Annotated in this window: 21 protein-coding genes, 7 tRNA genes and 1 rRNA gene; 22 read left to right on the top strand and 7 right to left on the bottom strand. The window is 42.7% G+C overall.

The features are described 5' to 3' along the window. Positions 1 to 343 precede the first annotated feature (343 nt). The 8 genes from PP175_RS19160 (at position 344) to PP175_RS19125 (ending at position 4,137) form a co-directional block, all read left to right on the top strand. Positions 344 to 3,357 (top strand): 23S ribosomal RNA (locus PP175_RS19160). A gap of 131 nt (positions 3,358 to 3,488) precedes the next feature. Next, a tRNA-Asn gene (locus PP175_RS19155) sits at positions 3,489 to 3,563 on the top strand. Positions 3,564 to 3,567: 4 nt separating this feature from the next. Beyond that, positions 3,568 to 3,643, top strand: a tRNA-Met gene (locus PP175_RS19150). 69 nt (positions 3,644 to 3,712) lie between these two features. Continuing rightward, positions 3,713 to 3,789: transfer RNA gene (locus PP175_RS19145), tRNA-Pro, on the top strand. A gap of 5 nt (positions 3,790 to 3,794) precedes the next feature. Beyond that, positions 3,795 to 3,870 (top strand) — tRNA-His (locus PP175_RS19140). Positions 3,871 to 3,873: 3 nt separating this feature from the next. Further along, positions 3,874 to 3,948, top strand: a tRNA-Cys gene (locus PP175_RS19135). Positions 3,949 to 3,963: 15 nt separating this feature from the next. Continuing rightward, positions 3,964 to 4,049, top strand: a tRNA-Leu gene (locus PP175_RS19130). Positions 4,050 to 4,060: 11 nt separating this feature from the next. Beyond that, a tRNA-Val gene (locus PP175_RS19125) sits at positions 4,061 to 4,137 on the top strand. Between the two features lie 105 nt (positions 4,138 to 4,242). Here the strand turns inward: PP175_RS19125 and PP175_RS19120 are convergent. Continuing rightward, positions 4,243 to 5,358: a site-specific integrase gene (locus tag PP175_RS19120; RefSeq protein WP_272439839.1), complete on the bottom strand. Its 1,116-nt coding sequence runs from the start codon at positions 5,356 to 5,358 to the stop codon at positions 4,243 to 4,245. 463 nt (positions 5,359 to 5,821) lie between these two features. Here PP175_RS19120 and PP175_RS19115 point away from each other — a divergent pair, with 463 nt between their 5' ends. Together PP175_RS19115 and PP175_RS19110 are read left to right on the top strand one after the other, a co-directional pair. Next, complete coding sequence (locus PP175_RS19115; protein ID WP_272439838.1) at positions 5,822 to 6,565, top strand: helix-turn-helix domain-containing protein; 744 nt, start codon at positions 5,822 to 5,824, stop codon at positions 6,563 to 6,565. 838 nt (positions 6,566 to 7,403) lie between these two features. Next, positions 7,404 to 11,171 (top strand): hypothetical protein, encoded by a 3,768-nt coding sequence (locus PP175_RS19110; protein WP_272439837.1) that lies wholly within the window; start codon positions 7,404 to 7,406, stop codon positions 11,169 to 11,171. Between the two features lie 919 nt (positions 11,172 to 12,090). On the opposite strand, the gene PP175_RS19105 is transcribed toward PP175_RS19110, so the two are convergent. After that, entirely contained in the window at positions 12,091 to 13,206 is a 1,116-nt protein-coding gene (locus PP175_RS19105) for a mannosyltransferase family protein (protein ID WP_272439836.1), read from the bottom strand. 191 nt (positions 13,207 to 13,397) lie between these two features. Between PP175_RS19105 and PP175_RS19100 the strand changes: the two genes are divergently transcribed. Both PP175_RS19100 and PP175_RS19095 read left to right on the top strand, forming a co-directional pair. Further along, on the top strand, positions 13,398 to 13,835 hold the full coding sequence (locus PP175_RS19100; protein WP_272439835.1) for a hypothetical protein: 438 nt from the start codon (positions 13,398 to 13,400) through the stop codon (positions 13,833 to 13,835). Positions 13,836 to 13,855: 20 nt separating this feature from the next. Then, the gene (locus PP175_RS19095; RefSeq protein ID WP_272439834.1) at positions 13,856 to 14,149 is read left to right on the top strand and encodes a DUF2653 family protein; all 294 of its coding nucleotides are present in this window, start codon (positions 13,856 to 13,858) and stop codon (positions 14,147 to 14,149) included. 26 nt (positions 14,150 to 14,175) lie between these two features. On the opposite strand, the gene PP175_RS19090 is transcribed toward PP175_RS19095, so the two are convergent. Continuing rightward, on the bottom strand, positions 14,176 to 14,517 hold the full coding sequence (locus PP175_RS19090; protein WP_272439833.1) for a hypothetical protein: 342 nt from the start codon (positions 14,515 to 14,517) through the stop codon (positions 14,176 to 14,178). Between the two features lie 249 nt (positions 14,518 to 14,766). Next, entirely contained in the window at positions 14,767 to 15,660 is an 894-nt protein-coding gene (locus tag PP175_RS19085) for a hypothetical protein (RefSeq protein ID WP_272439832.1), read from the bottom strand. A gap of 246 nt (positions 15,661 to 15,906) precedes the next feature. Here PP175_RS19085 and PP175_RS19080 point away from each other — a divergent pair, with 246 nt between their 5' ends. Beyond that, entirely contained in the window at positions 15,907 to 16,602 is a 696-nt protein-coding gene (locus tag PP175_RS19080) for a 3'-5' exonuclease (protein ID WP_272439831.1), read from the top strand. 53 nt (positions 16,603 to 16,655) lie between these two features. On the opposite strand, the gene PP175_RS19075 is transcribed toward PP175_RS19080, so the two are convergent. After that, the gene (locus tag PP175_RS19075) at positions 16,656 to 16,898 is read right to left on the bottom strand and encodes a hypothetical protein (protein ID WP_272439830.1); all 243 of its coding nucleotides are present in this window, start codon (positions 16,896 to 16,898) and stop codon (positions 16,656 to 16,658) included. Between the two features lie 206 nt (positions 16,899 to 17,104). Here PP175_RS19075 and PP175_RS19070 point away from each other — a divergent pair, with 206 nt between their 5' ends. Together PP175_RS19070 and PP175_RS19065 are read left to right on the top strand one after the other, a co-directional pair. After that, complete coding sequence (locus tag PP175_RS19070; RefSeq protein WP_272439829.1) at positions 17,105 to 18,259, top strand: AbrB family transcriptional regulator; 1,155 nt, start codon at positions 17,105 to 17,107, stop codon at positions 18,257 to 18,259. Between the two features lie 123 nt (positions 18,260 to 18,382). Continuing rightward, positions 18,383 to 18,694 carry a hypothetical protein gene (locus PP175_RS19065; RefSeq protein WP_272439828.1) on the top strand — a complete coding sequence of 104 codons (312 nt, stop codon included), beginning with the start codon at positions 18,383 to 18,385 and terminating at the stop codon, positions 18,692 to 18,694. A gap of 17 nt (positions 18,695 to 18,711) precedes the next feature. Here PP175_RS19065 and PP175_RS19060 read toward each other — a convergent pair whose 3' ends face one another. Continuing rightward, complete coding sequence (locus tag PP175_RS19060) at positions 18,712 to 18,888, bottom strand: hypothetical protein (RefSeq protein ID WP_272439827.1); 177 nt, start codon at positions 18,886 to 18,888, stop codon at positions 18,712 to 18,714. A gap of 209 nt (positions 18,889 to 19,097) precedes the next feature. Here PP175_RS19060 and PP175_RS19055 point away from each other — a divergent pair, with 209 nt between their 5' ends. Beyond that, positions 19,098 to 19,925: a pirin family protein gene (locus PP175_RS19055; RefSeq protein ID WP_272439826.1), complete on the top strand. Its 828-nt coding sequence runs from the start codon at positions 19,098 to 19,100 to the stop codon at positions 19,923 to 19,925. Positions 19,926 to 20,026: 101 nt separating this feature from the next. Here PP175_RS19055 and PP175_RS19050 read toward each other — a convergent pair whose 3' ends face one another. Then, complete coding sequence (locus tag PP175_RS19050; RefSeq protein WP_272439825.1) at positions 20,027 to 20,641, bottom strand: hypothetical protein; 615 nt, start codon at positions 20,639 to 20,641, stop codon at positions 20,027 to 20,029. A gap of 233 nt (positions 20,642 to 20,874) precedes the next feature. Between PP175_RS19050 and PP175_RS19045 the strand changes: the two genes are divergently transcribed. The 6 genes from PP175_RS19045 (at position 20,875) to PP175_RS19020 (ending at position 26,990) form a co-directional block, all read left to right on the top strand. Next, the gene (locus tag PP175_RS19045; RefSeq protein ID WP_272439824.1) at positions 20,875 to 21,654 is read left to right on the top strand and encodes an isochorismatase family protein; all 780 of its coding nucleotides are present in this window, start codon (positions 20,875 to 20,877) and stop codon (positions 21,652 to 21,654) included. 274 nt (positions 21,655 to 21,928) lie between these two features. Beyond that, complete coding sequence (locus tag PP175_RS19040) at positions 21,929 to 22,591, top strand: isochorismatase family protein (RefSeq protein WP_272439823.1); 663 nt, start codon at positions 21,929 to 21,931, stop codon at positions 22,589 to 22,591. Positions 22,592 to 23,008: 417 nt separating this feature from the next. Further along, complete coding sequence (gabT, locus tag PP175_RS19035) at positions 23,009 to 24,364, top strand: 4-aminobutyrate--2-oxoglutarate transaminase (protein WP_272439822.1); 1,356 nt, start codon at positions 23,009 to 23,011, stop codon at positions 24,362 to 24,364. Positions 24,365 to 24,881: 517 nt separating this feature from the next. Further along, on the top strand, positions 24,882 to 25,754 hold the full coding sequence (locus tag PP175_RS19030) for a 5-oxoprolinase subunit B family protein (RefSeq protein ID WP_272439821.1): 873 nt from the start codon (positions 24,882 to 24,884) through the stop codon (positions 25,752 to 25,754). Next, entirely contained in the window at positions 25,751 to 26,740 is a 990-nt protein-coding gene (locus tag PP175_RS19025; protein ID WP_272439820.1) for a 5-oxoprolinase subunit C family protein, read from the top strand. Before PP175_RS19030 ends, PP175_RS19025 begins: the two co-directional genes overlap by 4 nt. Before the next feature lies 1 nt (position 26,741). Next, positions 26,742 to 26,990, top strand: coding sequence for an acetyl-CoA carboxylase (locus PP175_RS19020; RefSeq protein ID WP_272439819.1), 249 nt, complete (start codon positions 26,742 to 26,744; stop codon positions 26,988 to 26,990).

Below are 26,990 nucleotides of genomic sequence, written 5' to 3'. Positions count from 1 at the left end.
TGGTTTTTTGTTATTATGTAATTCCAGCCGTTGCAATACGGCGACTTAATTAGCAGGCTGGTAAGAAAAAACATTGACATTTTCTTCGATGCTTGATATAATTTAAGAGTTGATTCGCTTGCACTTTGAAAACTGAATGATGGAAGAAACAATGCGCAATAGGGAAATCCAATTGTAAAACCTTTTAGGTGATACCATTTTCTAAGAAAGTGGCATGAGAAACGAGAGATTCAAGGCGCGGCAGGACCGAGCAGCGGAGCGTATGATTTCGATACGTGAGCAGCGCAGGGACAACGCAACGCGGAAGATCGACGTTGATCAGGACGCTTGAATGGAATACAGTGGTTAAGCTATGAAGGGCACACGGCGGATGCCTTGGCGCCAGGAGCCGAAGAAGGACGTGGCGAACTGCGAAATGCTCCGGGGAGCTGTAAGCAAGCGTTAATCCGGAGATGTCCGAATGGGGAAACCCACGATTCGTAATGGGATCGTACTCCCGCCTGAATCCATAGGGCAGGTAGAGGCAGACCAGGGGAACTGAAACATCTAAGTACCCTGAGGAACAGAAAACAATAGTGATTCCGTAAGTAGCGGCGAGCGAACGCGGAGAAGCCCAAACCGGAAGGTTCGCCTTCCGGGGTTGTAGGGCGTCTCACATGGAGTTACAAAAGACGGTCATAGATGAAGCGGTCTGGAAAGGCCCGTCACAGAAGGTAACAACCCTGTAATCGAAATGACCGTCTCTCCGAGACGTACCCTGAGTACCGCGAGACACGTGAAACCTCGTGGGAAGCTGGGAGGACCATCTCCCAAGGCTAAATACTACCTGGCGACCGATAGTGAACCAGTACCGTGAGGGAAAGGTGAAAAGCACCCCGGGAGGGGAGTGAAAGAGAACCTGAAACCGTGTGCCTACAACTAGTCGGAGCACATTAACTGTGTGACGGCGTGCCTTTTGTAGAATGAACCGGCGAGTTACGGTTGCGTGCAAGGTTAAGGTGAGAAGCCGGAGCCGCAGCGAAAGCGAGTCTGAACAGGGCGAGTGAGTACGCAGCCGTAGACCCGAAACCGTGTGATCTACCCATGTCCAGGGTGAAGGTGCGGTAACACGCACTGGAGGCCCGAACCCACGCACGTTGAAAAGTGCGGGGATGAGGTGTGGGTAGCGGAGAAATTCCAATCGAACTCGGAGATAGCTGGTTCTCCCCGAAATAGCTTTAGGGCTAGCCTCGGATTTACTGTACCGGAGGTAGAGCACTGATTGGATGCGGGCCCCTCGCGGGGTACCAAATTCAGTCAAACTCCGAATGCCGGCTACAGATATCCGGGAGTCAGACTGCGAGTGCTAAGATCCGTAGTCAAAAGGGAAACAGCCCAGACCACCAGCTAAGGTCCCTAAATCTTCACTAAGTGGGAAACGATGTGGAGTTGCCCAGACAACCAGGATGTTGGCTTAGAAGCAGCCACCATTTAAAGAGTGCGTAATAGCTCACTGGTCGAGTGACTCTGCGCGGAAAATGTAACGGGGCTAAGTGAAGTACCGAAGCTGTGGCTTGACACCGTAGGTGTCAGGGGTAGGGGAGCGTTCCTGCAGCGGTGAAGCTCGACCGGAAGGACGGGTGGAGCGGCAGGAAGTGAGAATGCCGGTGTAAGTAGCGAAAAGAAGGGTGAGAATCCCTTCCGCCGAAAGCCTAAGGGTTCCTGAGGAAGGCTCGTCCTCTCAGGGTTAGTCGGGACCTAAGCCGAGGCCGAAAGGCGTAGGCGATGGACAACAGGTGGAAATTCCTGTACTACCTCTACTTCGCCCAGCCCTTTATATAATGAGGGGCCCCATGAAAGTAAATGAATCTGCTTCAAAGCCTTTTCATCACTTTCATGGGTATAGTGACGGAGGGACGCAGGAGGGTAAGGCAAGCAGACTGCTGGTTATGTCTGTCCAAGCAATGAGGCGTGTGTATAGGCAAATCCGTACACTGTAACGCCGGGTTGTGATGGCGAGGGAAATTTAAGTACCGAAGTTCCTGATCTCACACTGCCAAGAAAAGCTTCTAGCGAGAAGTAAGGTACCCGTACCGCAAACCGACACAGGTAGGCGAGGAGAGAATCCTAAGGCGCGCGAGAAAACTCTTGCTAAGGAACTCGGCAAAATGACCCCGTAACTTCGGGAGAAGGGGTGCCCCGCTAGCGTGATAAGCGTGAGGGGGCCGCAGTGAAAAGGCCCAAGCGACTGTTTAGCAAAAACACAGGTCTCTGCGAAGCCGCAAGGCGAAGTATAGGGGCTGACGCCTGCCCGGTGCTGGAAGGTTAAGGGGAGCGGTTAGCGCGCAAGCGCGAAGCTGTGAACCGAAGCCCCAGTAAACGGCGGCCGTAACTATAACGGTCCTAAGGTAGCGAAATTCCTTGTCGGGTAAGTTCCGACCCGCACGAAAGGCGTAACGACTTGGGCACTGTCTCGGCAAGAGACTCGGTGAAATCATACTACCTGTGAAGATGCAGGTTACCCGCGACAAGACGGAAAGACCCCATGGAGCTTTACTGCAGCTTGATATTGAATGCTGGTATGATTTGTACAGGATAGGTGGGAGCCTTTGAACCCGGACCGCCAGGTTCGGTGGAGGCATCCTTGGGATACCACCCTGATTATGCCGGCCTTCTCACTCGCATCCCTTATCGGGATGGAGGACCGTGTCAGGTGGGCAGTTTGACTGGGGCGGTCGCCTCCTAAAGTGTAACGGAGGCGCCCAAAGGTTCCCTCAGAATGGTTGGAAATCATTCGCAGAGTGTAAAGGCACAAGGGAGCTTGACTGCGAGACCTACAAGTCGAGCAGGGACGAAAGTCGGGCTTAGTGATCCGGTGGTTCCGCATGGAAGGGCCATCGCTCAACGGATAAAAGCTACCCTGGGGATAACAGGCTTATCTCCCCCAAGAGTCCACATCGACGGGGAGGTTTGGCACCTCGATGTCGGCTCATCGCATCCTGGGGCTGAAGTAGGTCCCAAGGGTTGGGCTGTTCGCCCATTAAAGCGGTACGCGAGCTGGGTTCAGAACGTCGTGAGACAGTTCGGTCCCTATCTGTCGTGGGCGCAGGAAATTTGAGAGGAGCTGTCCTTAGTACGAGAGGACCGGGATGGACGCACCGCTGGTGCACCAGTTGTTCCGCCAGGAGCATCGCTGGGTAGCTATGTGCGGCCGGGATAAGCGCTGAAAGCATCTAAGCGTGAAGCCCCCCTCAAGATGAGATTTCCCACAGCATAAGCTGGTAAGACCCCTTATAGATGATGAGGTAGATAGGTTCGGGGTAGAAGTGCGGCAACGCATGGAGCTGACGAATACTAATCGGTCGAGGGCTTAACCCAAATTTTAAGGAATTCCTAACGCATCGTTACTTCCAGTTCAGTTTTGAAGGTGCAAGCCTTTCCAATAATGGTAAATTTATTAAAGCAGTGGATGTTCCGTTCCGAACGTAGAACAAGTAACATCTTGTTATTCCGCAGTAGCTCAGTGGTAGAGCAATCGGCTGTTAACCGATCGGTCGCTGGTTCGAGTCCGGCCTGCGGAGCCATTGTCGCGGGGTGGAGCAGTTGGCAGCTCGTCGGGCTCATAACCCGAAGGTCGCAGGTTCAAGTCCTGCCCCCGCAACCAAAATATTCATTCCAATTACGTCGAATTGTCATCTTGGCTGGAATGAAATCAGAAATTTTTCATAAGTATCGGGACGTAGCGCAGCTCGGTAGCGCGCACCCTTGGGGTGGGTGAGGTCGCAGGTTCAAATCCTGTCGTTCCGACCATGATGGCGGTCGTGGCGAAGTGGTTAACGCATCGGATTGTGGCTCCGACATTCGTGGGTTCGATTCCCATCGATCGCCCCATATGGGAGTATAGCCAAGTGGTAAGGCACAGGTCTGCAAAACCTTTATTCCCCGGTTCAAATCCGGGTACTCCCTCCATATTATTTACCGTAAGCGGTCGTGGTGGAATTGGCAGACACGCTATCTTGAGGGGGTAGTGATCCTCGATCGTGCGAGTTCGAGTCTCGCCGACCGCACCAGATACATAATTGGACTCATAGCTCAGTTGGTTAGAGCGCTACGTTGACATCGTAGAGGTCGCTGGTTCGAATCCAGTTGAGTCCACCATACATATGAACCCAGGAGCCTTGATATACAAGGCTTTTTTTGTTGTCTTGATAGTTAATAAGTATGTGATAAACCCTTATGTAGAAGGACTTATCACAAAACTTATCACATGGCACCGAATACAGCATCTTCGAACTTCTGAGCAGCTTCCTTTTGCATGTTAGGCATTACATGGCTGTATACATCAAGGGTAGTTTGAATCTTTGAATGCCCTAGCCGCTCGCTTATCACTTTAGGATTTATGTTCTCCTGAAGTAGCAAGCTTGCATGTGTATGTCGCATGTCATGAAAACGTATAAAGGGTACTCCGGCTTTCTTAATGAGTTGAATAAATTCCCGCCTCAGATTGCTGGGGTTTCCCATCGTCCCTTTACTAGATCGAACTACTAACCCGCAATCTTCATATCCCCCACCCAGCAATAGTCTATTCTTAGCTGTTTGTATCTTATGCCTTTGCAGTTCTGATACAACAAAGCGAGGAAGGGCTATGGTACGGATACTTGAGTTCGTTTTAGCCCCACTTACTATCTGTTTCCCATCATGAGATAACGTTTGACTTACAGATAATAATCCAGTATCTAGGTCGACGTTCTTCCAAGGTAAGCCCAATATCTCTCCTTGCCGCATTCCTGTAGTTAAAGCTAAGAGGAAAGCAATATAGTATCGGCTTTCCTTAGATACCTCAAAGAAGCGATGAACCTCTTCCTTACTCCATATCTGCATTTCCTTACGTTTGATTTTAGGCTTATCCACAAGCGAAGCTACATTCTTAGGAATAACCTGCTGCTTTTCCGCTGTAGCGAGGGCGGCGTTAACAACATCGTAGATACGTTTAACAGTTGTGTCACTGAGCCCTTTATTTCGCAATTCAACGATAAACCTCTGTAGGTGCGTCACGGTCAACTTGGAGATTGCTAAATTACCGAGTACTGGCCAAATGTGGTTTGTAAAATATGAGCGGTAGAGTGAGAGTGTTTGTGCACTAAAGCTATGCTCCTTAGAATCAAGCCAATCTATAAGATATTGCTTGAAGAGAGTTTTAGAAGGTTCAATGTGTGTCCTAGCATTAAGCTCAGTAATCATCTTAGCCAATGCTTGTTCAGCTTCCTTCTTTGTTTTGAATCCAGATTTCCGCTTTTGAATTCTTTTACCGCCAGAGTCGCGTCCAAGGTCAACGACATACTGCCACTTGCTTCCTACCTTTCGAGTGCTTCCTTTCACTATATAAAACCCCCTAGCACTATTAAACTGATGCCAGGCGTTCCGTTATAGTCAATAACATAAGAAATAACTATACTTTTGTCAATTACTTTTACATATAAACCGCTCATATAGATACCCCCCGAATAAGATGATTTGGATTCACAATAAAGAGTACTGTTCAGTTAGGGAAATCTTTAACATTGGATAATCGATTTCAGAACCAGTTTTTTATCGGGATTTCTAACTATCATTAAAGAACAGAGTATGTATGCAGTACTGTTTACTGTAGCGGTGGTTCTGATGAAAAGAGGTGTAACAATGAATGAGTTTACAAACCCCCCCAGTGGCTAGCAAAAACTTGTTTTACCATATCCAGGACGGGTGGCCTAATTTAACCGCCAAGAAATTTTAAAAACTAAATCGTTGCGTATAGTCTAATGGCAGATCAGCATTTACATATTAGTAAGGAGAGTGGCTTTAAATGATGTTATCAGAATATCTAAAAACAGTTAACGAAGGTGTAAATATGGAAGTAACAGCGAATTTGGGGTATGTTATTGCTCCAAATAGCATTCGCAGATGCCTAAGGTTATCCCAAGAAGAAAAGATGCTGTTGCTGGAGATATACAGTCTGTACAATGAGAAACACAAATGTGCATACCCAACTCAACAGACTCTAGCTATATATTTAGGTATCTCATCTTCTACAGTTAGTAAACACTTACATAAACTTGAAGAGAAGGGATTTATTATAATAAAGGGGCGGAAATGTACTAAGAAAAGATATGTGCCATCATTCCAAATACACTTAAATCCCTACATCTTATTAAGTGAGTGGACTCATTTTGTTATAAATGAAGTGAGACACCATATTCCTGAATCTATAGGAGGTGAATGGGCAAATAAATTTCTTAGACATATAAATGTTAAGCAATCTGAGGAATTCACACTTGTTGATAAGTATGGGGAGTTCTTAAAGAGGTTGTTAGAGGCTACTACTTATGAACAGATAGGTATAAGAAGTGAGTTTTTCTCATACTTAACTGATTCAATTAGTAAAGAAACTGGCGTACAATTGGCTTTAGATTGGAAAGCTGTTTTAGATAAAATGAATCAACGAAAGGATAGTAAGTTTAGAAAGAAATCCAATGGAGGATATGCTACAACCACCAGTAATAATTTAGAGTTGGATGACGATGATGTAAGTGTCTTTGACGATTATTAATTAAAATCATTTCTTCACAATTAGCTGTTGTAATTAATGGAGTGTTGTTCATTAATGAAAGACCATCTTTCGTTAATAGGCACCACTCTTTTATTTTTTCAAACATACTAATATCTTAAAAAATATAATGTAAAAATATCTATAGAAATATGAAAACCAGTGGCTCTACAAAAAGGGGGGAAATGTACGAATGAAGATGTTCATTATATCACTCATTACACCACTGATTACATCCTTCACAAACTAACCCTAACACTCCACCTCCCGCCCGCATCCACGGATAGCAATTTATTATTAACTATGGTCAGCATGCTTCCGCTAGGTGGATATGATACAGTAAGAGTTTCAAATGAACAAGTATGAACACTTGCCATGGACCAAATATAACATGAGAATAATAGCAGAAGATTGAATTTACCCATTAAGTGTTCTCGAAAATAAATCAGAACAAACAACATAATACAATATAACCCATACCACAATTATAATAGTAGCCTACCGATAGGATGCTTTTCTTCATGCTAATACTAGACGTTGTAGCGTTGCATGTTGGTAAACCCTTACAATAATGATGTGTGTTAATAGACATCTTGTTTAAACCATATTTTACAAATAAACAGTAATTACGTACAATTAAGAAATCAATTTAGTTATATGCTAAAAGGATTTAGGGGAAATACTTTATGATTACAATTGCTCCAACAGACTTTGAGCTGAAAAACGGATGGCAACTATAAGAGATACCGATCTAGATTATCATGCTATTACATTTTCTTCCTAAACGTTATCCTAAAAGTTATAATGATGTAAATGATATGTATATAGGAGGAGCTTTACGATGCATTCTAAATTACTCGTTGATGCAACTGATTTAGCTCAGTGGGCCGATAGAAGAGACTCACAATCTAAACTTCCTGAACTTGTACGAAGGCTTATTCTGGCAAGTAGCGTCCATATTGACCGTATTAGTTTTGCTGCTGGTGAAGGAGTAAGCCTTGGTGGATGGGATGGTATTGCTATCGCCGAAGAAGGTGATGGTTTTGTACCAACCGGTACCTCCGTATGGGAAATGGGCGTAAACAAAAGTGTTAAGGGTAAGGCTGATGACGATTACAGGAAACGATGTGATAATCCACTATTTATGACACCTTCAGAAACTACATATGTTTTCATTACACCCCGACGATGGAGAGATAAAGAAATATGGATTATTGAAAAGCAAAAAGAAGGTGTTTGGAAAGAAGTACGAGCATATGACGCAGATGACCTGGAAACATGGTTAAGCCTCACTCCTACCATTCATGTTTGGCTTTCCATCCTTCTCGGAAAGCATCCTCAAAATTCCATTGATCTGGGAGGATATTGGGATGATTGGGCGGAAGAAACCCAACCTGTCCTCACACCCGAACTAGTATTGGCTGGACGTGAGGATACTACTATGGAAATTTATCAATGGCTTAAGAGTCGAAATGGGCCTCTTACTCTTCAAGCAGAAACACGTGATGAAGCTATAGCTGTACTTACTGCGGCAATTTATCAACTTTCTCCAAAAGAAAAAGAGTTTTTTCTGGCTCGATCTATTGTAGTTTACAATCTGGATGCATGGAATTATCTCACTTCTTCACAGAATGATCTTATACTTATCCCTACTTTCCACATTTCTGATGGTTTGAGTCGTGCGATCAAGAATGGTCACCATATTTTTGTTCCCCTAGGCCGTTCCGACAGCTCTACAGTGAATACTCTGCAAATTCCACGCCTTTCACGGGACAAGGTAGCACAAATTCTAATTAAAAATGGTATTGGAGTTGATCAGTCACAAAAACTTGCTCTTTTGGCGCGAAGGGGTCTATCTACTTTTCGTCGACGCATGGCACTTAGCCCTGAAATAAAACAACCAATATGGGCACGGCCTAACGAAGCTCGCCAGTTGTTACCTATACTTTTGGCAGGTGGTTGGGATGAGGCAAAGGAGGGTGATAAAGAAGCTATAGCGGATTTAGCAAACAATTCTTATGAGGAAATTAGTGAGACATTAGTAAGATGGTCTAACGAATCTGATCCTCCCGTTCGTCGTATTGGCACTTCGTGGTACATAATTTCAAAAGAGGATGCATGGTCTCAACTTGTTCGGTACGTGACCCCAACAGATATTGAAAGATTCACAGCTTTTGCTTTGCAAGTGCTTAGCACACCAGATCCTCGATATAAATTACCGTCTGAGCAACAGTGGATGGCCAGTACAATTGGACATCCGCCCATTTATTCTGGGCTCTTTATAAGAAATATAGCTGATACTTTAGCGTTTATGGCATCTAGGGAAGACTCGTTTCATTCCGTGTTTTCTTTAAGACAGCATGCCGTAAATATTATATTTAAATTGTTGGAAAATGCGAGAAATAATTGGCGGATATGGGCTACTTTATCACCAGTACTTCCACTTCTAGCGGAGGCAGCACCGGACCAATTTCTTGATGCTATTGAAGAAGAAATTACAAACAAAGAAGTAATTATTAAACTATTTGCTGATCATGAAGATACGCTCTTTAGTTCTTCTCCACATACTGGTTTACTTTGGGCACTAGAAACTCTTGCTTGGAGTTCAGATTACATTGGTCGGTCTGCAATGGTCCTGGCTATGCTTGCAAGACTAGACCCTGGTGGAAAATTATCAAATAGACCTAAAAATAGCCTTCGAGAAATATTTCTAACATGGTGTCCGCAAACTTCTGCATCGTTAGATCAACGCCTTCAAGTTCTTAAAGCTGTTCTTAGAAGGGAACCGGAAGTGGCATGGGACCTCTTGTGCAGATTACTTCCGCAAGTTGGAGGAATAGGACATATCACAGCCAGTCCAAAATGGCGGGAGTGGGCTCCTGATTACAAAAGGGATATTTCCGTAGCAGAGTATGATAAGGCAACTCACGAAATTATCAGGATTTTGCTAACACAAGTAGGAAAATCAGGTGTGCGATGGGCTGAAATAATTCAAGCCATGCCATTGCTCCCTCTGGAAGACTTTAAATCTGTGATCAACGCGCTTAGGGATATGAGTGAATTAGGTGTTGATTATAAGGATGGTGCACAAATCTGGAATGCTTTAAGGAAGCAAATATCAAGACATCGTTCTTTCCCTGATGCAGACTGGGCTCTTCCTGAAAAAATGGTAGACGAAATTGAGGAAATTTTTTATAAATTTGAGCCCCAGGAACCCGTTTCACGCTATAGTTGGCTTTTTAGTAACTCGCCTCAATTGCCCAACGGACGTGAGGCAGATTGGGAAGAACAAGAGAAAAACCTGCATCAAGCACGTTCCGAAGCATTAGTAAGTATTTATAAGTGCTTTGGAAAAGAGGGTATTATAAACGTTATGAATAATGTGGAACATCCTTTTCAATTTGGTATTACTTTGGGAGAAACAGGTATGATCGAGGATGAAGAGGATAAACTTCTGGATGTGTATTTGGATGCGCCTAAACAGAGTTATGTTCAATTTGCACGTGGCTATATTTTCGGTAGGCTAAAAAATCTTGGTACCAATTGGGGAAAGGAAAAGCTAAAATCTATTAAAATTCATTGGACAACAAACAAAATAACAGAGATACTCATTTGCTTACCGATTGAAGAAAATACTTGGGATTTAGTTGAAGCATCGGGTGAAGAGGTAGAACGAAGGTACTGGTCTCTTATAGCCCCATATTCAATAAATGAGGCAGGATTAAATCGGGCAGTTAACAAATATTTGAACTTTAATTTGACATACTCAGCGATTGAATTGTTGGCGATACACAAAGAGGCTGCTGACTTAACACAGATAGTTAATGCCCTGAGCCAATCCCTAACTAAATCACCGAAGGACAGTATACCTACAAATTCCTTTTTTTATCACCTTTCTGAACTGTTTCACAAGTTAGAGAATGCCAAGGGAATTGAAGAAGGTTTGATTGCATCTTTGGAATGGGCATACTTCTCCATCTTGGATCGGTACGGTCACGCACCTCAGCTTTTACATCGTGAGCTTGCACGCAATCCCATTTTTTTCGCAGAAGTAATATCATTGGTATATCATTCTGAGAATGATGAAACTAAAGAAGTCCCAGCTGAAGACATGGAGCGTGCAACTCGAGGATATAGTCTCCTAAAATCTTGGCGAACTATTCCGGGTATTCAAGAGGATATGAGTGTGGATGGAGAAACATTAATGGAGTGGGTAAAAGATGCTTTAAAAGCCACTTCTGAGTTAGGACGTGGCACATTCGGTGCTAACCACATTGGAAACGTACTAAGTACATCTCCAGTTGGTAGTGACGGAGCATGGCCGCATGAAGCAGTACGTGATGTCTTAGAAGAATTTGCGAACAAACACTTGGAAACTGGATTTAAGATAGGTGTCTATAATAGTAGAGGTATTTTTAGCAAAAGTTTGAGAGAGGGAGGGGCCCAAGAGCGAGAATTAGCTGAGAGATACAATTCTTATGCTATTACCATTGGTGCACGTTGGATACGTACCAGTGCACTGCTCCGTTCAATCTCTGACAATTACAGTAGGGAAGCCCGGCAGGAAGACATAAGAGCAGAACTAAGAGAAGATTTGGATCAATACTGATAAACATGGTTCAAGTCTCTTAATGATTTGTTGAGACACACATTTTCCTTTAATGGTGTTTAATCCCCAATGTCACTTGTTTTTATCTTTATTGAGGAAAAATAAAATGGGTTGTGAGGTGCTTGTAGCCTTCATTAAAGGAAGTGGATCACACTGCAGACAAATCCAAAAAGAAAACGAATTTGTTTGCAGTTTTTTGTACAATTTAAGATACAAACTATTATTGTGGCGAAAATGTCAAAACAAAATACTGGGACAAATGGTGCGCAAAACAATCCAAGATATCGCTTATGCATATTAGATTTAGCGGAACGCCAAGCAATGTAAAGATACTCATCATGCTACAACTTATCACAAACTTATCACACAGTATTTCATTCGGTGTAACCTGTGTAAAATGAGCTTTTAAAAAAAGTCAGTATTTATAAGGCTTTCAGCATTCTATCAGGTCTCACCTATTGAAGTTAATCTTATAAAAGTGTACTTCAACCACCTTGACATCGTAGAGGTCGCTGGTTCAAATTCATTTGAGTCCGCCATACTCGTTTATACCGAGTCCTAACCTTTTTGATTCGTAAGAATAGATGCAGACAAACCGTAGACAAAACGTAGGCCAGCGGAACAATGTGATAACATGATACCGCTAGTTAAAACGCAGAACAGCGTCCATACATATACGATAAAGAAATGTTTTCTTTTCGATATAAACATCGAGAAGGAGGAGTTTTTTGTTTTATGACCAAGTTGACGTTAACACTCGCATAAATGACCAGGCGGACCTTATTTAAGTTCTATATGGTAAGACTCTTACGTAAAGATGATACGACGCAAACTCCCTATATATTGCCAAAAGCATAGCGAAATAGCCATGTTAACGAGATCAGAGGTGGTATACGAACACAACAATTCTGCTACACTTCTAGGCAACCCAGTGCCCGTTTGCAAAATTCTCCATATAAAATAAGAAGAGTGAGATACTTAACACAAAATAAATAATCTCCAGGTATCGTTTTTTTAGTATATACGCTATATAAATGAACCCAGGAAACAAAACAATCACATAACGAGGCATACTCGTTAACACCCCGTCTGAAACAGAACTCATTGGGATCATAAGCCCAAAAAACATGTACAACCAATGCTCGAATTTTAATTTCTTAAAACCAAAAATGAGAAGTAATAAAAAGAGGATCGCAAATGAAAATTCCGTTCGTTCTGATTGCAGTGTATTCCATAAAGAAATCCAAGGAAAGACGGTGACTCTCTGCCAGTATTTTTCTGCAGACACGAAAGCCAGAGGATTTCCAAACTTTTGAGATAAAAATACCGGATAACATAAAAAGAGAAGTCCCGGGATAACCGTAATTTTAATTAACGATGCAGCTGCGTGCTTGTTAAACCCGGATTTAAAATCAATGGATTTAAAATACGTGATGAGCAGAGATAAAATAAGAAAGGCTCCTAAATTTCTTGTAAGTGCAGCGAGCCCGGCAAAAATTCCAGCCCATAACCAATTTTTTCTGTGAGCAAAATAAAATGAACCGGTAACAAAACACAGGAACAACGACTCAGTATACATTGCTGAGAAAAAGAAACTTGTTGGGAAAACCGCAAGGTAAAATAAAACCCGAGTGGCTTCTTTCTCTGAGTAAATCCATAAACAGATTTTATATAAAAAGAACAAAGCAATTATGAACGATAAGTTAGCAATTAATAGGCCAGCTATCATAAGAGACCAATTATAGTGGTGGAAAAACAAATCAATTACTTTTCCAATATAGCGTGTTAAATATGGATAGAGTGGGAAAAAGGCAGCACTTTTGTCTTTTGGATACCCATTGAGGGCAATACTCAAGTACCACTCAGAGTCCCATTTGATAAAACCTTGTAAAAGATTACGTAATTTGCTAAGAGGTGCCCAGGCGTGATGCAGCCCCGTAAACTGCGTAATCGACATTCCTACAGCTAGAAGTGCTAATAATGTATGAAGTATGTAAGCAGACAATATGAGATATGCATTTCTAGCATTAACCAATTTACATCACCTAAGGATTCATTTATTATCATAATTTACTATACATAAACTAATTTAAATTGCTATGAAAAAATTTGTTAACGCCAAACTCTCTATTTTAATCAGGATTTACTTATTTTTTTATGGGATTTTCATAAAGCTATTGCATAATAGCAACGAATTGACTATTACATAAGAAAGAGGTTTTACGAATGAGAGCAAAAATAATTCCATTCCTTGTCTCAGCTATGATCGTAATGAGCCCAATAACGGCGTTTGCGGGCAGTTTTGGCGGGGGACATTCAAGTGTTTCACATGCACATGCTTCCCTGTTAACTAATTCTCATTCGAGCGCGAGCTTTTCACATCCGACATCGAGCGCTCAAACCTACCATTCCGGCTATAAAAGCCCGTCCGCTAACGTGAGCAGGGCACATTCATACAACCCGCCAGCAGCACCTAAGAAGTCGAGCGCATTGCTTTCACATGCGGCAGCATTTGGCGCAGGAGCATTGTTGGGAAGCATGTTTCACCCATTTGGTGGTGGTGGCCACACAGGCACCTCGGTTCCTAGTTTAATAGTAGACATTATCATCATTGGTGTCATCTTCTTGATTATACGCAAACTTTTCTTCAACCGTGTGTATTAACCATAAAAGGAGAGTGTAAAATGAATCTTCATTTTAATGAACAGGATGTAATTGATGCGTGCTGTGTGTTTGTCGCAAACCGATATAATGGAAATCCTGAGGATGTGGACGTAGACCTGCAGCACAATCCTGCGTTTGGATTTTCAGCTGATGCCAGAAAGGGATTTCAAAACATTCGCCTGACCCAGCAGGATATCATTGACGGAATAGCGATTTACTTGGCACAATACCATAATTTTATTCCGGAGCGATTGCGGGTGGATTTACAATTTCAGCCCCAGACCGGAATTGAAGCAGAGATTATGGTCTTATGAAAAAGGGTTGAGGATGAGTCCTCAACCTATTTTTGTGCAGGGATATAGCTGGATGCAGGCAGGCTCAGAGCAGAGTCTGGGACAACGCCTTCCTCTTTCAACTCTACAATAGCCGAAGCATATGAATCCGGCACCCGGAACCGCTCAACGTTCTGTATAATATAGTGATCGCTTTCACTTTTCTCACTGTTCACCATGTTGGTATTCGTGGCATTAGGTTTTCCGGTAGTAGCGTCTTTATATGGTTCAATGATTTGTTTTAATTTTTCATAACTGTACTTTTCGGTTTGTCTCAGTAAAGAAGGAATCGCTTCACCGGGGTAGCCATAATCTTTTAATAGTTCTATTCTCTTCACTGCATCATCCATTTGAAAAACACCTCCGTTTGACTTAGTATCTATTATTGCCAATTTTGGTGGTCCTCTTCCTCTTTCTCCACTCATATTTTGTGCGCAACCACAAGATTGAAGATGGTTCACTAATTAACCGTATACAGCGTTCCCATTCCATCAAAGTGAATGTATAACAAGTGCGAGCATCGGCAGTTGATCGGATAGGTAAATGTAAATGGCCCCTTATCTTAAAAAGACAAAGGGCCCTCACAATCTGTATCGAATTTACTGTACACGACTGCTATCTTGGCTGGCTTGCTGCCGTGCCTGCTGTGTGTTCGAGCTGGCAGAACCAGGCTGGAAAATGGTTTGAGACCCTGCAGCGTTTGCGGACTGCTGTTGTTGTGCTCCCATGGAGCCCGCCTGTTGCGAAGATACTTGAGATTGACCACCCGTTGAACCCGCCTGTTGCGAAGATACTTGAGATTGACCTGCCATGGAGCCGGACTGTGGCCCAAACAACTGAGGCTGTCCTGCCATAGGCATCGAGCCAGCCTGCGGGCCAAATAGCTGAGGTTGCCCTGCCATAGGCATCGAGCTGGACTGTGGCCCAAATAACTGAGGCTGTCCTGCCATAGGCATCGAGCCAGCCTGCGGCCCAAATAACTGAGGCTGTCCTGACATAGGCATCGAGCCGGACTGTGGCCCAAATAACTGAGGCTGTCCAGCCATAGGCATCGAGCCGGACTGTGGCCCAAATAATTGAGGCTGTCCAGCCATAGGCATGGAGCCGGACTGTGGCCCAAATAACTGAGGCTGACCAGCCATAGGCATGGAACCGGCCTGCGGCCCAAATAATTGAGGCTGTCCAGCCATAGGCATCAAGCCGGCCTGCGCTCCGAATTGTTGCTGCTGGCCAGCTATTCCGCCAAGCGATCTCAGTTGCTGCTGCAGCTGACGAGCGAGCTCTTCAATCATGATTAATTGCTGAGCTGCCCTTTCCTCTAGGGTAGTAAACATTGGGAATTGATTGATCGCTTGCGGATAGTTTAACTGCTGCATCCGCTGGAATTGCTGGGCATTTTGGCTTTCTTGTAGGTGAAGTTGATGCGCAATTTGCTGGATCTCCAGCAGTGCTTGCTCAAGTTGTTGGGCTGCTTGGAAAATTCTTTGTGGCACGTGAGTTCCTCCTTAATTATGATAAACGTCTATTAGTATTAGCAATAAAATGCTTTTCATTCCACTTGTTGGGTTTTTCAATGTTTACAAGGGAGGATCAGGAAAAGATAAGCACGGATTACATAAGTTAATGCCTTTTTTTGGTTTATACGTTAAAATAATAGTTGGCCTTCAAACGGAAGGATAAAAAGAAGGGTACGAGGCATGTTATAACCGTATACTTAATTTACGTAAGGTGGTTGTCCCATGAATTACATTGTGTTAGATACAGAAATTAATGGACGGGTGTGGAAGAGCGATAAACCGATGGAAACCATTTCGATTGGCGCGGTTAAGATCAAGGAGGAAGACGTAAAAAGCAGTCAGTTTACGTATGAATCCTTTTATGAGTATATTAAACCGATTTATGCGTATACCGATTATGCTCGGAAGTTTACGGGCATACCGAAGAAAACCATTAGGGAAGCAAAAGCTTTTCCGCGTGTTATCGAGAAGTTTAAAGACTGGATTGGGGAAGAGGAATATGCGCTGATCGGGTGGAGTGACTCAGACAAGCGTGTTCTGATACGTGATTGCAAGATCCACAATTTGGATGATAGTTGGGTTGATAGCTATATTGATTTGCAAGCCTACATCAAAAGGTGGATTCCGGAGTCAAACAACCAGCAAGTTTCACTGCGTAATGCGGTGGACATGTTCGGTCTGGAATGGTCAGGCGAAGAGCATGATGCGCTGGACGATGCGATCAACACAGCGAAAATTTTTAAACATTTATGTAAAGAGAAGACAGGAAATTTCATCAGCGAATTCATGAGAGGCAGCACATGCAAGGTGTATCGAAAATGCCGGCTGTGCGGAAAGTTTTATCAGCCAAAGTCCAACCGGTTACAAAAAGCAAAGATGTGCAATGAGTGTTACACATCTGCTGCTAAAGTAAAGTAAAATTTTATGAAATCCCTAAGCTCCTGGCAAAATGTGAAGACATCTGGTGCATTTTATTTCATGCTTTGATCAAAACCATCCGTTAAACATTTGTCATAGATCATTAAGTCCACTGTTTCGACGCCTTCTTTAATTAATTTTGCAATCAAAATGGCAGCTTCCATCTCAACCTTCTCCTCGGAATGTAAGTTCAATCGGACTTCATACTCTTTTCTTATCCTCCTAATTTCCTTGTATGGATAACCCAGATGATGTAAAGAAATAATCAAATAGGAGATCGCCTCGGTTGTTGTCATATCCATTCCTCACCCTTGCAAAATTCATCATCATAATATGAAGTACCCAGGGCAAATGAACGCAAAACATTAAAACTTTCACAACTTATCCAATGCCATTTTTCTTATGATTGGTTGTTCGTATGAAAGTATTAAGGAGCATAGATGACGGTGGGCTCAAGTTGACGCGTGCATCTGAAAGTTCCAGAAAGGAAGCATACTGAAGTATGAGGAAAAACACCCTTTGGCAAAACAGCAGTCTTATTGCGCTTAGCGGTCTTGGTGGATACGTTCTTTCCTTAACAGGAGTGTCGATTGGTTGGCTGGTTGGAACTCTGCTTGCGGCTAGTATTCTTTCTTTTTGGAAATCAAAATGGTTGGCAAATGCGGGGTACAACACAGCCATCAAGCCTCATTGGCGACATGTAGGGCAGGCAATACTCGGCATAGAATTAGGTCAAAACATGAATCTCTCCACATTAGATGCTTTTCAAGACAATTATATAGTGATTACGGTGATGCTGCTTTTATCTATCGTTTTTGCCTTATTTTCAGGGCTCATTCTTTGGCGTTTCAGTAAGGCGGATATGATAACGAGTCTTTTCGGGACCACTCCAGGAGGTATTTCAGCAATGCCCAGTATGGCTGAAGAGGTGGGAGCCAATACAATCGTTGTAAGCATTGTTCAGCTGATACGGATTTTTCTCGTCGTGGGGACGATTCCATTGCTTGCCTCCTATTGGCACGCGGGAAACGCCGCCGCAGTTCCACCTGCTGTAATGGCGCAAACGAACGCGGCAAATTCCGGTGCTGTCTTTCATTTTCTTTCCTTTATCTGGACAGTTGCACTGGCACTGGCAGCCTCGTGTGGATATTTTGCAATAAGAAAAATCAAGTTTCCGGCTCCCTGGCTAGTTGGCGGAATGCTGGGTACGGCTGCTGCCCAGATGCTAGGCTCATCCTTTATTGGTGAGAATCTGGCACCCTGGTGGCCGCATCAATTGATTATTCTGGCTCAGATTTTTATTGGGGCAAATATCGGTTCTCGCTTGAATAAAGAAATGTTTACGGGGGCAGCACGAATTGCCATTGTCGGTTTATTGAGTTCTCTCGGGCTAGTGCTTGCTCTGGTATTCTGTTCAGTCTTTGTCTCAAAAATAACACAGATCCCGCTTGTGACCTGCATATTGGCGTTTGCACCTGGCGGAGTTGCCGAGATGGCAACAACATCACTTGCACTGCATGCCGATTCTGGCTTTGTTGTAGCCGTACAATCGCTGCGTTTACTCACGATCTTCCTTATTTTGCCGCCTTTCTACAGGCTGCTCCATCGCCAGTCGGCCCAGCAGGAGGTTAAACCTAAGCCGGGAGCTGTCAAATGAATAGACGAGTTTCACCTTAGAAAAGGCGACCGGTTTTTGGGTCGCCTTTTCTATAAATGTTCTTCTGCTTATGAGAAAGCCCCTCTTTTTCTTGTATGATAAAATGATTGTGAGGTGAGCATAATGAGTGAATTGCTAGAACACGAACTGCAGCTATTATTAATTCAGTGGAAACGCAATCAGCAGGCCAATATTCTGGAGAATGCCGAAGATGAGGCGACGCTGCTGGAGCACCGCTTCTATAAGTTTATAGACGTTTTCAGCGAGTGGTTTAAGACTATCGAAAAGCCAGTTTCCCTCGAGGAAGCATTAGAGCTGCCGGAAATTGAGCAGATTGTGAACCAGCTGCCGGTTCCGCTTTACCTTCCTTTTGAAAATGAATTGGACCTTCTAATTGATGGAATTGTGCAGGAAAACGATGACAAATACGACTAATCAAGGGTCTGTGGCAATTAAGATTGGCCTGTTTGTTTATTCATCGTAAATCTGAATCCTCTATTCTGCACGCTTCTAAGCAATTCGAATGTATGCGTTCCTGCTATATCCTGTAATTTTTCAAGCATTTCATCGCGCAGCATATCCAAGCGTACAATTTCTTCAGCCAACTCAACCGCTTCGTTTTGTTCCATACGATTTACCTCCTGTGAACCTTCTTGTTACATTCATTTTTACATTAAATCTAACATCATCCAAAGGATTCGTCACATTTTATAACAGCTTTTTTAAAACAAGATAGGCTTTACACATGTTCTTGGTGTGTTTACCTTCACAGATATCTGGTACAGTAAAGGAAGCGATGTATGTTCCCCATTTAAAGCAAAGCAAAAGGAGAATTGATATGGCAGAAAGAAGCATTCGGCGGCTTTGGACGGTGCAGCCGCACCAGCAAAGCCCGATTCATAAGGTAGGCCAGATCCTTACACCTGAGCACTACGAGGAGTATGATCCGTTTTTATTTCTGGCAGAGGACTGGTTCCAGCACGGAGTGTTCGATTATCATCCTCACCGCGGCATCGAAACGGTCACATATGTATTGGAAGGAACGCTTGAGCATTATGACAATCATGGGGGAGAAGACAAGCTAGAACCGGGTGATGCCCAGTGGATGACTGCCGGCAAAGGCGTGATTCATAAGGAAACAGCAGGCGTAGGGGATACCGTACACAGTCTGCAGCTGTGGGTGAATCTCCCGCGCTCAAAAAAGATGACGCAGCCGCGTTACCAAAATTTGCGCGCCAAAGACATGCCGGTGAGGAAGGAGAGCGGCGCGCTGGTTCGGATCTTTTCTGGCTCGTCTGCAGGAGTTAGTGCGAACACGTTAAATCACACGCCGGTTACGATGGTTGAAATACAGCTTGAACCTGGGGCTTCCATTACGCAGGATCTGCCCGGCAGCTATAACGGATTCTTCTATGTCCTTGAAGGCAGAGGTTATTTTGGAGCAAATGCAGCTGAGGGAAGGAAGAATCAAGTTTTGTGGCTTGGTTCTGCAGATGAATCGCAGCAAAGTGAGATTTCAATCCGCGCGGAAGAAAAACTTCGCGTGCTGCTTTATGCAGGTGAACCTGTTAAGGAAGCGGTTGTAGCGTATGGCCCGTTTGTCATGAACACCGAAGATGAAATTCGTCAGGCCTTTACGGATTTTCATGAAGGTAAATTTGAATAAAGAAAGCACGCTTAAGTGGCGGAGAGACGATTCAATCTACAGTCTTTCCGCCGCTTCTCGTTAAATCCTGATGCGGCTGGATCCGGGAAGGTGCATAGAACTCAATGTTTTTTGCTCAGATCATAATACATGTGGGTAAGAGGGAGATGATCGGTTCCGTAAAAAGGTGTAGACGATTTCAAGACTGAGAAACCGGCCTTGGAATAAATCTTTTCTAAACGCATTTGGATTTTTGGGATCTCTTCTATTGGATGCTTCTCAGCGGGATACGCCTGCAAAAGAACATAACGCGCTTCTATTTCTTCCGCCAGCGTTTTAAGCAACAATTGCATGAATGGATTCGTTAACCCTTGTTTCCTAAATGCATAAAAGATTTCAAAATGATATAAGTATGCAATTGCTCCGTGTATGTTGATCCTGCTGGTTTTGGCACAGGTAAGGGCAGATTTTAGGCTGCCTAATGGCCTGGCATTTTCCAATAAATTTTTGTTCATGGAATAGGTCACATAATCGATAATGGAGCCGGAAATCCAATCTTCGTTTACAATATACAGGGTTGCCTTGCCAACTTTCTCGGTATAGCTGGTTTTTCCATTGTTTATTTCTTTCTGCAAGAAATCGACATCTAATGTGATTACATCCTTAGGCAGTGTGGTGATGTTAATTTCATAAACCACTGAATTAGAAGGAACAGCCTGAAATTGGGCACTTTCCATCCTTGTCAACCTCCTCAACTATCGTTTTCAAATAGAAATCTTACGCTTTGGATATGTCAGGAAAGTGTCAGGATGGGTTGCTCTCTTGCAACTTGGAAAATAAAGTAAGTTTAGTAGAAGGATGGGAAATCTTATGATATAATGATTGATAACTTTAAGTAGTTTTACGTATATTTTGCAACTTTAATAAGTTGCTTTTTGATTAAATGAGTTGTGGGGAGAGAGGGGCTTACATGTACGAAAATCTTTTAAATATATCTGAGGCTGCTAAACTGCTTGGGGTCTCACCAAGCACTTTGCGACGATTAGAGAAGAATGGTGTTATCGAAGGCTATGGATTAAAAGTTATGTATACTCCTGGAGGGCAAAGAAGATATATTTTAGATGAACTTCACCAGCTATACTCTGATCAGGGATTCTCCGGACAAATAGGGTTTGGTAAAAAACCAGCTCTTCTCATTCGTGATTTAACCATCGCTTTTACTGAATCGCACTCCCAACTAGCGATCAAAATGGAGGATCAGCTTTCTGCGACAAAGCAACTGGTTGAAGAAGCGCTTTTACATAAGATACCGATTATCTTTAGCATTACTGTGTATGATTCCACGAATGAAGTATCCAAATTATGGTGCCAGAAGTTTCCATCTCTTCAGATTCTCGATCCGCAGAGTACATGGGTGAACATCCATCCTGCTCTTAATCATTATTCTTATGATATTGTTAATCATACTGTACATATTACGGACTTGTATAACCAGGAAGTAGATGATTTCCTTAAAGAACGTCAGATTGATACGGTAATATTAGCCGGCGCGACAACAAGTGGAAGTATTCGTGCAAATGCAGTAGATGCCCTCCAAAGGGGTTACAGGGTAATCGTTCCGAAAGAAGCCGTAGGTGACCGGAATCAAACCTGGCAGAACTCGACGTTAATTGATTTAAATGCGAGATATGCCGATGTATTAAGCTTGGAGAAAGTAATAAAAGGCATGGTATCCCAAACAGATGATTAGAACAAACGAAGGAGTTTGTTTCACAAATTATGTTCTCCTCCGTGTACAGCTAAGATAACAGCCACTAGTTCTAGCGATTTAATACGATTAAAATATTCTATAAATTTAAAATGTTATGTATTGACATGATATTAACCTCGAGTTAGAATAAGCACATGGAAGATTTGGTAAGTTTGGTTGGTTTAAATAAGTTTTTAAGTAAGGATTATTATACGAAGATCATGTTGAAACGAAGGATGGCTTCAATCATAGAGACCAAGGAGGGGAAAGATGAATGGCACAATCGGAAGTGGATTTGGCCTTTTTCAAAGATAGAGGGTTCGGAAAGTTATTAGGCTTTGGCAACAAGCCATGCTTAATAGTCGCAGATATGATTACTGGATTTACCGATGCTACAATGCCCATGGGATCGGACTTGACATCACAAATTTCCAAAGTAAATAGGCTGTTGGATACGATGCATGCTCTGGACCTCCCGGTGATCTTCACCACCATTTCATATGATGACGATAAACTTGCTGATTCTGGATTGTGGTATCAGAAAATGGAAGGTCTAAAAACATTAAAAGTAGGAACAACAGCTGTCAATGTAGATTCCCGGTTAGATTTTGGTACAGGTGACAGCTTAATTACCAAGAAATATGCCTCCTCTTTCTTTGGGACAGATCTTATTTCCCGTCTTAATTCAAACCATGTGGATACCTTGATCATCGTAGGGTGCACGACTTGTGGCTGTGTTCGCGCCACAGCTGTTGATGCCCTTCAATATGGCTACAGGCCGATTGTGGTCGAAGATGCGGTTGGCGATCGTTCATTGGCATCTCATGAACAGAGCTTGTTTGATCTCGAACAAAAATATGCGGATGTATTAAAAACGGATAAAGTTATCGAAGCGGTTTTAACTAAATATGGACAGTACATTAATGTAAATAAATAAACTAGCATGAATTTGTCCTGCAGTGGCTACAAAGGTAAGTTTTATAACATAACTGATATATCGAACAAGGATCATTGCCCAGAATCTAATAGATCACTTGTGCTTACTGGATGCATCTCAGCGGGATACGCCAATGTAATGAATTTGGTTAGGTTATTAAATCGTATGAAATAACAAATAAAGAATTAGAGCAAATTTAGAAGCCGGGATTATCTCCAAAATAATCCCGGCTTTTAATGTATAGTCTACTGAGTAGACCTCCTAATCTGAACCAGGTCCTTGCTTGGTGACAGACACACAGTTAATTGAGGAATTTTAAGGTTGATACCAGAAGAACTATTAGAAATGGCACATAAATTGCAATGGATATTGGAACGAGTAGTGGTTTATTTTTTATACAATAAGGAGGAATACTAGATGAGTTATAAATTTGCAAATGTACGAACAGAACTACCAGGTCCCGAAGCAAAGGATTTGTTAGCAAAGAGGAAAATGTTTATACCAAAAGGTGTAAGTAACGGTATTCCAACTTTTGTTGACCATGCAAACGGCGCATTGCTCACAGATGTGGATGGTAACACATATATCGACTTTGCAGGTGCAATTGGTACGATTAACGTGGGTCATTGCAATCCTCAGGTTGTAGATGCTTTACATGACCAGATTGATAAATATATTCATCCCGGATTCAATGTTATGATGTATCAGCCTTATATTGAACTTGCAGAACGTCTTGCCCAACTTGCACCTGGTCATCATGAAAAACAAGTCCTTTTATTGAATAGTGGAGCCGAAGCAGTAGAAAATGCGGTGAAAATTGCACGAAAATACACAAAACGTCAGGGAATTGTAGTGTTTTCCGGAGGATTCCATGGCCGAACGCTTATGACTATGACAATGACAAGTAAAGTTCGCCCCTATAAATTTGAATTCGGTCCTTTTGCTCCGGAAGTATATAAAGCTCCCTATCCGTATGTGTTCCGTCGTCCAGTAGGTATGGACGAAGAGGAATACGATAAGTATATTTTAGACCAATTTAAAAATTTTCTGCTAGGTGATGTTGCTCCTGAAACTATCGCGGCGGTTGTTATGGAACCTGTTCAAGGTGAAGGCGGATTTATTGTACCAACAAAAAAATTCGTTCAAGGGGTATTTGAGATTTGTAAACAATATGGAATTGTTTTCGTTGCTGATGAAATTCAATCAGCATTCGGCCGCACTGGCAAATACTTTGCAATGGAGCATTTTAATGTTATACCTGATTTAATTACGGTATCTAAATCTTTAGCTGCAGGAGTTCCATTAAGTGGAGTAATAGGACGTAAGGAAATAATGGATACGGCCAGTCCTGGAGAACTGGGAGGAACATATTCAGGAAGCCCACTAGGATGTCGAGCTGCACTTGCTGTACTGGATGTAATAGAGAAAGAAAAATTAAACGAGCGCGGCAAGGTGATAGGGGAAAAGGTGATGGCCAGTTTCAGACAGCTCGCCGTAAAATATGACATGATTGGAGATGTACGGGGTCTTGGTGCAATGTGCGCTATCGAATTCGTTAAAAGTAAAGAAACACTGGAACCAAATAAAGATGTTGTGAATGCGATTGTGAATGAAGCATATAAGCGAGGATTGATTACCCTCAGTGCGGGCTTACACGGGAATGTGATTCGTGTGCTTATGCCATTGGTCATTTCAGATGAACAGCTAGAGGAAGGATTGCAAATTCTTGAGGAATCGATTGCAGTAGCCACCGCAAATTTGATTGTTCACTAAGTTCAAATTTTGCTAAAAGATTTTTGAAAGAATAGCCTAACGTTATTGAATAAATGCATAGTATACTCTAAAACGACTCCATCCTCCTCTCAATTTGGGATGGGATCGCCCAAATATACTGGAATGTGAGATAGGCAGCGCTACCATCAAATAGGATGGTAGCGCTGCCTAATTTAATTCTGCTTATCGGCAAGTTGCTGTTCCCTCTTTTTTCAATGTTTTTAAATATTTCAAAATTGAAATTAACATTTCATTTTTGAAAGCACTTTATGCTCATCTTAACAAATCGAAGCGACAATAGATGATAATCATTTGATTATTTAAGGAGTAACATATTATTTCAATTATGAAATCAATAGTGATTTCATAATTGAAATAATGTAATCTAAAAAAATAATATTACTGTTTATTGGCATAATTATTGCTATTTATATTATAAAGAATACGTACATGAATAATTAATATTATCTACAATCCAGTATGAAAGGCTCTTAAAAATGCAGTGAGGTGAAAAACATTGACACGATATGAATATGGCGGCGATGAATTTGTCTTTGTCGAATTGGCTGAAGAAATGAGTTTAGAAGCTAACTTCCTAGGAATGGCGATCACTCGAAAGTTAAAAGAAAAAGACTGGCCGGGTATTCTGGATATTTGTCCGTCGAATGCTTCATACATGGTTCGCGTCGATCCGGAAGTGTTCCATCCTAACCAATTGATTCAGGAGCTAAAGGAATTAGAGAAATCCGCATCTAATTTAGATGAAATCGAAATCCATTCCCGTGTTGTTGACATTCCAATTTTGTTTGAGGATCCGTGGACCCATGAGGCACTTATGAGGTTCCGTGATCGTCATCAGGATCCGAATTCAACAGATTTGGAATACGCGGCACGGATTAATGGGTATTCATCCAAAAATGACTTAATTCAAGCGATCACCGACTCTCCTTTTTTAGTCTCTATGGTTGGATTTGTTCCTGGATTGCCATGGTGTTACCAAATGGTTCCCCGTGAACAACAAATTGAGGTTCCGAAGTATGTCCGGCCACGCACGTTTACTCCGGAGAGGGCATTTGGATTCGGTGGAGCATTTTCTGTTATTTATCCTGTGCAAGGAGCGGGTGGTTACCAATTGTTTGGTGTAGCGGCGGCTCCTATTTTTGATAAAGATCAAAAACTTCTTGATTTTCAGGATTCGATCACATTTCCGCGTCAAGGAGATATCTTCCGCTATCGTTCCGTTAGTAAGGAGGATTTCGAATCCATTCGCAAAGGGGTGGAAGACAGAACGTTCCGTTATCTAACTAAAGACATTACATTTACGCCAACCGAGGTCATACAAGATCCAAGAAAGTTTTCGGAAAAAGTGCTTGGGGGGTTATACCAATGATTAAAGTAATCAAGCCTGGACTTCAAACAACGGTCCAGGATCGAGGTCGGATTGGCTTTTACGAAATAGGTATGCCGCCATCTGGAGCGATGGATACATACTCTTATACGATATCCAATTTACTAGTTGGAAATGACGAGAATGCAGCAACCATAGAAATTACGTATATGGGACCGGAACTGGAATTTCAGGAGAACACGGTAATTGCTGTGACTGGTGGCCAGATTCCACCTAAAATAAACGGTCAACTTGTTCCCATGTGGGAGACGTTAATAGTCAAAGCGGGGGATGTCCTTTCTTTTGAGTTTATGAAAGCTGGAGCCCGTGTTTATTTAGCAGTAGCCGGTGGGATTGATGTACCGGAAATTATGGGATCCCGCTCTACTTATACCCTTTGCGGCATTGGAGGTTTTGAAGGAAGGGCTTTACAGGCAGGGGATTTATTACAGATTGGAAGTGCTCAAAGTTACAAGGTGAAAGAAGGAACACGGGTCGATTCCAAGTTTACCACCCAATTTTCAAATAGCAATGAGATCCGTGTAATTATGGGATTATGCAGTTATAGGTTCACCGCAGAAAGCAAAAAACAATTTTTATCAATCGATTGGACCGTAACGCCAGAGGCCAACCGGATCGGCTATCGATTTAAGGGTGAAAGATTATCCTTCGTGCCGCGGGAGCAGCCATTTGGGGCTGGAAGTAACCCCTCAAATGTCGTCGACCTAGGCTATCCAATCGGTTCGATTCAAGTCCCTGACGGTGTGGAACCGATTGCCTTGTTAAATGATGCGGTCACCGGTGGGGGATATGCTACCATTGCGACAGTAATAAACGCAGATTTAAATCGAATGGCGCAAATTAAGACGAATGAGAAGGTTCGTTTTATTTCTGTAACATTGGAAGAAGCGCTACAGGCGCGATTGGAGTTGAAGAACCAGTTAATGAAAATCAAAGAACAAATTGTGGCAGAAAGGAGATCGATTTAAGATGGCAGATAACAAATCCGTAATTTCACCAATACCAGGGGTATTTTATAGGCGACCAAGTCCGGATCAGGATGTATTCGTTCGAGAAGGACAAAAAGTCAAAGCCGATGATACGATTGGTTTAATTGAAGTGATGAAAAACTTTTACGAGATTCAAGCGGGAGTCGATGGTTTAGTTGAGCGTTTTATCGTCGAAAGTGAGGATATCGTTGACGCTGGACAGGAAATTGCGGTTATTCGAGGAGAGTAG

Origin of the sequence: Aneurinibacillus sp. Ricciae_BoGa-3 (assembly GCF_028421645.1) — a bacterium.
GTDB lineage: Bacteria > Bacillota > Bacilli > Aneurinibacillales > Aneurinibacillaceae > Aneurinibacillus_B.
This window is presented reverse-complemented; position numbering and strand designations above follow the sequence as displayed.